Raw genomic sequence first — 7,118 nt, forward strand, 5'->3', positions numbered from 1 at the left:
CCACTTCGTTTACGAGGCTACTCATGGGTTCACTTGCGTTACGGCCTGCTCTCTTGCTGTGTGGAAACTCACGACCCCGCGTTGCCGCGACGCCGTTTCCTCATGCTACCGGGGCGTACGGACAACTCCCCGGACGGGACTTCAACCCGCTAGATTTGCTGCTGTTACTGCGTACGGACGCTACCCTTTTTTCTTTCCGGTTTGATGAGGGAGGGCAGGCGAAAGCCTGCTCTCTACTCTAACCTTCTATTCTTTGGAATGGCGTTGAGGTTGTCTAAAACATTGGGGCGCACGCCGGAGAGCTGGCTCGCCATGCAAGGACAACTACGATCTGTGGCAAGCAAAACAACGGGTCAATCTCGATGAAGTCGAGAAATTGGAATTGCTTGATTTATAGCCCGAGGAGTTCATTCCATTGACCTGCGTGGGCTGAGCATCCGCATTCGTTAATGCGGTACGCTTGACAGGGTGTGAACAAGCGATTACATTTTTCCATCATGCTTATCATTAAGCAGCTCCCTCAATTCAAAGCTTGGTTGTTTGGCTTGAAGAATGGTATGACGCGGCGTCGTCTTGCGCGCCGATTGGAAAAAGCCCAGAACGGTAATCTGGGCGACATCAAGCCGGTGGGAAATGGTGTGTTTGAAATGCGCGAACATTTCGGTCCTGGTTGGCGTATGTATTACATTCAACGCGGCGAGTTATTGATTGTGATGCTTGGCGGCGGCGACAAGTCGAGCCAGAACGAGGATATTGCCAAGGCGCAAAGCATAGCCGCTTCTTTGGAGGATTAAGCTATTATGGTCAATAAAATTAAAATCGCTGATTTACCTGAATTTGACATTGTCGAACACCTCGATAACGCGCAGGCTGTTGCTGAATATCTTACGATTGTTTTGGAGGAAGATGATCCATCAGCATTGACTCAGGCGCTCCACAGTATTGCTCGCGCCCGTGGCATGACGGAAGTTGCCAGGGCTTCTGGTTTGACGCGGGAAGCCTTGTATAAAGCACTGGCACCCGGCGCAAAACCGCGTTTTGATACGATATTTAAAGTAATACGCGCCCTGGGCGTTAAGTTGCATGCTGAAGTTCCTCAAGCACAATAAGACGGGGTGAAAAAATGAATACCATTGAAAACGATCATGCTGAGCCGGAAAGCGACCGGTATTCAATGGGGTGAATGCAATGAACCCCAACATGTTCATCACCTTTGCTGCGGTGTTTGCGTTGGAGTTCGCAGGCTCGCCGCCAGTCTACGTATGCAATAGGGTCAGGTCGATAAAAAAGAAAAATAAGTTTATACTGCATCCTTGTCAAGACTACTCCGTTGACGAACGCCACGAAAAGCCAGCTAGGGAATTTCGAGCTGCTGGGTGACGGCGAAGGAATTCATTGGCCAGAAATCGATGAAGATCTAAGTGTGGCCGGCTTGCTTCGTGGAAGTCATTGAGAATAATCATAATTGTGGTGGCGCACAAAAATGGTCAGATCCTGAGTTAACACATACACTCCGGTTCACTCAAACTTCAACCACCTCATACTTCCGCTATAAACTGTCAAGATAAAAGATTATGATCAGGTCTGGAATCGAGAATTTTAATTCTTGCTCTCTTGATTCCGGGCCTGGATTCCCTGCCTGTTTCCGCCGGACGCGGGCAGGCGGTGGCAATGGTGTTTGCATGGATGCCCGCTGCCCTGACAAAAATGTTGTGGTGTAGTCGATCTGGGGATATGTGAGCCTGCAGGCTTCTGCGCTATAGGTAGGGATAAAGCCAGATGAAGGTGATGGCAAAAATCGTCAGCAAGCAAATCAACAGTTCATTGCAGATAAATCTGTAGGGCTTGATGGTATAGGCCTGCGCAAGCGTTGCGCTGGTTTTTGCCGCCACTTCCATTTCAAGAAGTCTTATGCGGCGATGAATGGGCCAGTTTACAAACCAGCGCAGGCACTCGATCAGTAACAGCAGGCATGTCAAGCCGATTTGTATGAACAGTTTTTCTTTTATGAGCATCTGTATCTGCTGAGATGAAAACAGCCACCCGAGTACCACCAAATGTATGCCTAGGGCGAGCCAGGCATTGCTGATGTACTGTTTGGTCGAAAATTTTAATGCATCCAGTTTGCCTATTTCCAAATCCATGATGACTCCCTATCCTGTGGTTAGACAATACGCATTCTTTTATTATGGACTTGCCCACCAGGAATTAAAATGGAATTCTGGTTTGATGTGGCGTTTCTCGGTTCTGGGAATCTCTAATCCGCCATCATGCATGACAATCCACTTCTGAAACAGTCATTTCCTGAGCTCGATCAAATTGAAGCCATCATTCAGTCAGGGGATGCATTACATTTACGCAGCCAAGTGCTGTGCCATGTTTCCAGCGGGGATAGCTCGCTGCCAATTTATGCCCTGACACTTGGGAGCGGCTCGCAAGATGCGCCATGCATGACTTATGTTGCGGGTGTGCATGGGCTGGAGCGTATCGGCACGCAAGTAGTGATCGCATTTTTGGAAGGTTTGCTGGAACGTCTGAAATGGGATCGGGTTTTGATTGATATGCTGCACCGGGTGCGCATTCATGTTTTACCGCTGGTCAATCCGGTGGGCATGCTCAACTATACCCGCGCAAATGGCCAGGGCGTCGATTTGATGCGCAATGCGCCGGTAGACAGTCATGAAAAGACAATCTGGCTTGCAGGCGGGCATCGCATTTCATCTTTTTTGCCATGGTATCGGGGGCGAGTTTCTGAGGCCATGCAACCCGAATCGCAGGCATTGTGTGACTTCATCGTGCAGGAAGTTTTGCCTGCGCCGTTCAGCCTGGTTCTGGATTGTCACTCGGGTTTCGGTTACCGTAACCAGATCTGGTTTCCTTATGCCAGAAGCCGGCTTGAGCCGATTAAACATCTAAAAGAAGTTTGTTGCCTGCGGGATCTGTTTATGCAGACTTATCCCCATCAGGATTACCTCTTCGAGCCGCAATCCCAGCACTACTTGGTGCATGGCGATCTTTGGGATTTTCTTTATTTGCGGTCATTGGCGGGCAACAATATTTTTTTGCCACTGACCCTTGAAATGGGCTCATGGCGATGGATACGCAAGAATCCGTTGCAATTGCGTCAATTGCTGGGTTTGTATCATCCGATCAAACCCCACCGGCTCAATCGGGTGCTGAGAAGTCATCTGATCCTCATGGAGTTCTTGCTGCACGCATCGCTGTCGTATGAAAGCTGGCTCGATAAAAGTGACGCGCCGGAACTGGAACGGCAAGCATTGGCGCTTTGGTACTCATGATGGAGGGCGCGCATTTTGTTTTGATCCGTGGTCTGTTGCGCGAGGCCAGGCACTGGGGGTGTTTTGCCGGAAAGCTGCAGCAGCAGTTTCCTTCTGCTACGATCATGACGCTGGATATTCCCGGCAATGGGCGCATGCATCATATGACGAGCCCCAGCACAATCGCTGGCATGACCGATGCGTTGCGTAAGCAAGTGCCCATCAACCGCCCGCTCAGATTGATTGCGCTTTCGATGGGCGGGATGATTGCTATCGACTGGATGGTCCGGTACCCGGATGAAGTGGAAGCGGCGGTTTTGATCAATACCAGTGCAAGGCCGCTCTCTCCGTTTTGCCAGCGCTTGCGCTGGACAATCTATCCCTGTCTCATCAGGATGCTTTTCAGGCCGGCCCCGTCCAGGGAAGCGGATATTCTGGCGCTGACTTCGAACTGTCACGGTCATGACAGCGAGCTGCTCGAACGCTGGCAACAGTGGCAGCGACAAAATCCGGTCTCCATGACCAGCGCCAGGAATCAGTTTCTGGCTGCATCGAAATTTTCTGTTACCGCCAAACCGTGGCAACCGGTGCTGATCGTGGCCAGCCGGGCGGACCGTCTGGTGGATTACCGCTGTGGCCTGGCGCTGGCACAGGCCTGGCAAGCAGACTATATGGAGCACGCGACTGCAGGCCATGATTTGCCGCTGGATGAGCCGGAATGGTTGGCCTATACCATCAGGCAATGGTTCGAACCGGATTCAACTTTGTTTACCGGCGCTCGGTGAGACGCGCTTGATCTGCTGGGGGTGACATTTCTGGATTGTCCCAAGTGTAATTTCTTGGTCATATTGATCGTATATCTTATCCGGAACTTATGTGAGGGAGTGGAGATATATGCTTGATGTCGATGCCTTGTTTAAAGATTATTTCCAGAGAGTGGATCAGCGTATCGATAAACCGCTGCGGAAGGTCGCTTCTTCCGTTTTGAAGGTGCTTTTCCATCAAAATGAAATCAACGCTTTCATTGAAACCCACCGCCATCTGGAGGGACTGGAATTCAATGATGCGGTTCTTGAACATTTCAATTTTACTTTCCAGGTCTCCAGCAAGGACCGGGCGCATATCCCTGATCAGGGACGTGTATTGATTGTGGCCAATCATCCTCTTGGTTCCCTGGATGGACTTGCGTTGCTCAAGTTGGTGTCGGAAATCAGAACAGATGTAAAAATTGTTGCGACGTCATTGCTGAGCTGTATTGAACCGCTGCAAGGCCTGTTTCTTTCGATCGACAATTTGTCAAAATTAGCCACCCATCGCAACAGTATGCATCAGATTGTCGAAGCCCTGGAAGCGGAGCAGGCTGTCATCTTGTTTCCGACTGGAGAAGTTTCGCGTATTTGCCCAATGGGCATTCGTGACGGCAAGTGGAAAACCGGTTTTTTGTCCCTGGCCAAGAAAGCGCAGGCGCCGATTGTTCCCGTATATATAGGCGGAAAAAATTCGATGCTTTTTTATGGTCTTTCGAGCATCTATAAACCGCTTGGCACGATGATGCTGGTCAATGAAATGTTCAATCAAAAGGGTAGCGAAATTTCATTCAGGATTGGCAAACCGATACCCTGGAATTCGATTGCAGCAATGGATATGCCGAAGAAGCATATCGCAAAATTAATGCGGCAACAGGTTTACCTGTTTAGCAAGAAAAAGAAAAAAGAACTGTTCAAACCGGTGGAAAATATTATCCACCCAGTCAAAACCAAATTGATCCGCAAGGAACTGCGTGCTTCGCAGCTGATTGGCCGGACCCAGGATGGCAAACATATTTACCTGTTTGATTATATGCCCAATTCCAGTGTAATGCGGGAAATCGGCCGTTTGCGCGAGTTATCCTTCCGGCAGGTGCAGGAGGGCACGGGCAATGCCTTGGATATCGATCAGTATGACCGCTATTACCGGCACCTTATTCTATGGGATGAGGATGAACTGGAAATTATCGGTTCCTACCGTATCGGGGAAGCAAACAAAATTCTTGGAAAATCCGGGGAAACAGGGCTCTATACCAACAGCTTGTTCAAGTTTGATCAATCATTCATGCCCTATCTCGAACAGGCCATAGAACTGGGGCGCAGTTTCATCCAGCCCAGATATCAGGGAAAGCGCAGCCTGGATTATCTCTGGTACGGAATCGGCGCCTATCTTTATCTGCATCCCGAGATACGTTATCTGTTTGGGCCGGTTTCAATGAGCATTTCATTGCCTGTACCGGCACAGAAAATGATTGCGAGTTTTTACACGGAACTCCTTGGCAATGACAAACAGCTGTCCACGCCCAGACTCCCATTCGAATTCGCCCGAACCCAGGGTTTTGTCCCCTTTGGTAAAGTGTCAAACGAAACGGAATATAAGCGTGCATATGCCATTCTCAAACAACGGATGGACGATTTGGGTGTAAAGGTACCCGTGTTGTATAAACAATATGCGGAACTATGCCGGCCAGGCGGCTGTGAATTTCTGGGCTTCAATATCGATCCAGATTTCTCGAATTGCGTGGATGCCCTGATTCTTGTACATATCGATGCCATCAAGGAGAAAAAATACCAGCGCTATATAGAAAGCCATGCAATGGCCCTCCAGCACTTGGATTCTGCTTAGTACTCCGTTCTGTCAATTAGCTTACAAATGAAATCGATGGATTCGCCTGCCAGGCTAGGCGCAAACCGCAGTCATAGCCGTAGCTATGGCGAGGATTTGCAACAACGCATGACGGACGAAGGCGCGATTTCATGTAAGCGGTTTGGCGGAACGGAGTACTAGGAAGCTGTCCGAGACTGATCTACTGCGGACGAACCTGCCAAGCTGGATGTTTGGCTCCGCAATTTTTAGCTTCGTGAATGATGAGCATGTGTCCTGGTGATAATCTGACGTCCATTTTATGGTGCGTAAACATACCCTACGCACCATAAAACTGAAAAGGAATTATCCCGAGCTTGTAAACATATTTTGAAAAAAGGTTGAAATTCGATTTTCTTTTTTCTTGCCTGCCAACTTTAAAATTTCATGCGCTGGCACTTGTTCGGCCTGCACGAGAGAAAGATCTGCTTTGATATTGCTCACTTCTCCATTATGGATGGCGTAAAATTCTCCTGCTGACTGGTTGGCCAGCTTGCTGGAGACATCCGTCTTCGCTTCACTTAGCATGGGCTTTAATTTATCCAGAGCCGTTTTTTCTTTGATACGCCCAATAAACCATGTGGAAATCTGGTCGCGGGATCGGTAGTCCAGATCACCCGGGCTCTGGGTTGCAAGCATCAGCCCAATGCCCGCCGAGCGCGCACGCCTGAGTAAATTTTCCAATGGTTCTTTGGTGGCTGGCTTGGATTGGGCTGGCAAATAAAGATCTGCCTCGTCAAATAAAATGACGCCCTGCAGTTTTTCGCTTGGTGATTTTGCTGCGAAGCGGCCAATATCCAACAATAGCTGCGATACCCAAAATAATATATTGTCATTGTTGCCCAAATTGCTGGTATTGATAATAGTCAGCTGGGTCTTGTCGGATGAACGATCGAATAAATTTTCAGTGTTCAGTAACTCTCCTGATTGCGAAAACAGGTTTCCGTGTCCCAGTGCCAGAGTTTGTAAATCCTGCACCAGTTTTTTGGATAATTTGGAATCGAGCTTGCCAATCGCATTGAGTAATAACGGGTCATCCTTGTCAATGAAATCCAGCAGATTGTCGATTGTTAATCGCTGTTTGTCAAGGTAGTTGTCGTGTTCATCTACACGGCGACCTTTAAGTCACCCCCGTCCTTCTCTGGGTTCAGCCAGACTTGCTCTGGTAGA

The 7,118-nt window shown here is 49.0% G+C and carries 8 protein-coding genes; 6 read left to right on the forward strand and 2 right to left on the reverse strand.

Annotated elements, in window-relative coordinates; all coding sequences use genetic code 11:
- Positions 1 to 470: 470 nt before the first annotated feature.
- From BLV85_RS13875 to BLV85_RS15990, 3 genes are all read left to right on the forward strand, one after another.
- Entirely contained in the window at positions 471 to 794 is a 324-nt protein-coding gene (locus BLV85_RS13875; protein WP_245725236.1) for a type II toxin-antitoxin system RelE/ParE family toxin, read from the forward strand.
- 6 nt (positions 795 to 800) lie between these two features.
- On the forward strand, positions 801 to 1,109 hold the full coding sequence (locus BLV85_RS13880; protein ID WP_090415826.1) for an addiction module antidote protein: 309 nt from the start codon (positions 801 to 803) through the stop codon (positions 1,107 to 1,109).
- 221 nt (positions 1,110 to 1,330) lie between these two features.
- Positions 1,331 to 1,453 (forward strand): DUF2442 domain-containing protein, encoded by a 123-nt coding sequence (locus BLV85_RS15990; protein WP_218132855.1) that lies wholly within the window; start codon positions 1,331 to 1,333, stop codon positions 1,451 to 1,453.
- A 304-nt stretch (positions 1,454 to 1,757) separates the two neighbouring features.
- Here the strand turns inward: BLV85_RS15990 and BLV85_RS13890 are convergent, their stop codons facing one another.
- Positions 1,758 to 2,144, reverse strand: a complete 387-nt coding sequence (locus tag BLV85_RS13890; RefSeq protein WP_090415828.1) for a hypothetical protein — start codon at positions 2,142 to 2,144, stop codon at positions 1,758 to 1,760.
- 126 nt (positions 2,145 to 2,270) lie between these two features.
- Between BLV85_RS13890 and BLV85_RS13895 the strand changes: the two genes are divergently transcribed.
- The 3 genes from BLV85_RS13895 (at position 2,271) to olsF (ending at position 5,930) form a co-directional block, all read left to right on the forward strand.
- On the forward strand, positions 2,271 to 3,299 hold the full coding sequence (locus BLV85_RS13895) for a M14 family zinc carboxypeptidase (RefSeq protein ID WP_090415829.1): 1,029 nt from the start codon (positions 2,271 to 2,273) through the stop codon (positions 3,297 to 3,299).
- The gene (locus BLV85_RS13900) at positions 3,296 to 4,063 is read left to right on the forward strand and encodes an alpha/beta fold hydrolase (RefSeq protein WP_090415830.1); all 768 of its coding nucleotides are present in this window, start codon (positions 3,296 to 3,298) and stop codon (positions 4,061 to 4,063) included. Before BLV85_RS13895 ends, BLV85_RS13900 begins: the two co-directional genes overlap by 4 nt.
- Before the next feature lie 109 nt (positions 4,064 to 4,172).
- The gene (gene olsF / locus BLV85_RS13905; protein ID WP_090415831.1) at positions 4,173 to 5,930 is read left to right on the forward strand and encodes a bifunctional ornithine lipid synthase OlsF; all 1,758 of its coding nucleotides are present in this window, start codon (positions 4,173 to 4,175) and stop codon (positions 5,928 to 5,930) included.
- Positions 5,931 to 6,254: 324 nt separating this feature from the next.
- Here olsF and BLV85_RS13910 read toward each other — a convergent pair whose 3' ends face one another.
- Positions 6,255 to 6,926, reverse strand: a complete 672-nt coding sequence (locus tag BLV85_RS13910) for an ATP-binding protein (RefSeq protein WP_176974053.1) — start codon at positions 6,924 to 6,926, stop codon at positions 6,255 to 6,257.
- Between the last annotated feature and the right edge of the window lie 192 nt (positions 6,927 to 7,118).

It is taken from the genome of Nitrosomonas halophila, from assembly GCF_900107165.1.
GTDB lineage: Bacteria > Pseudomonadota > Gammaproteobacteria > Burkholderiales > Nitrosomonadaceae > Nitrosomonas > Nitrosomonas halophila.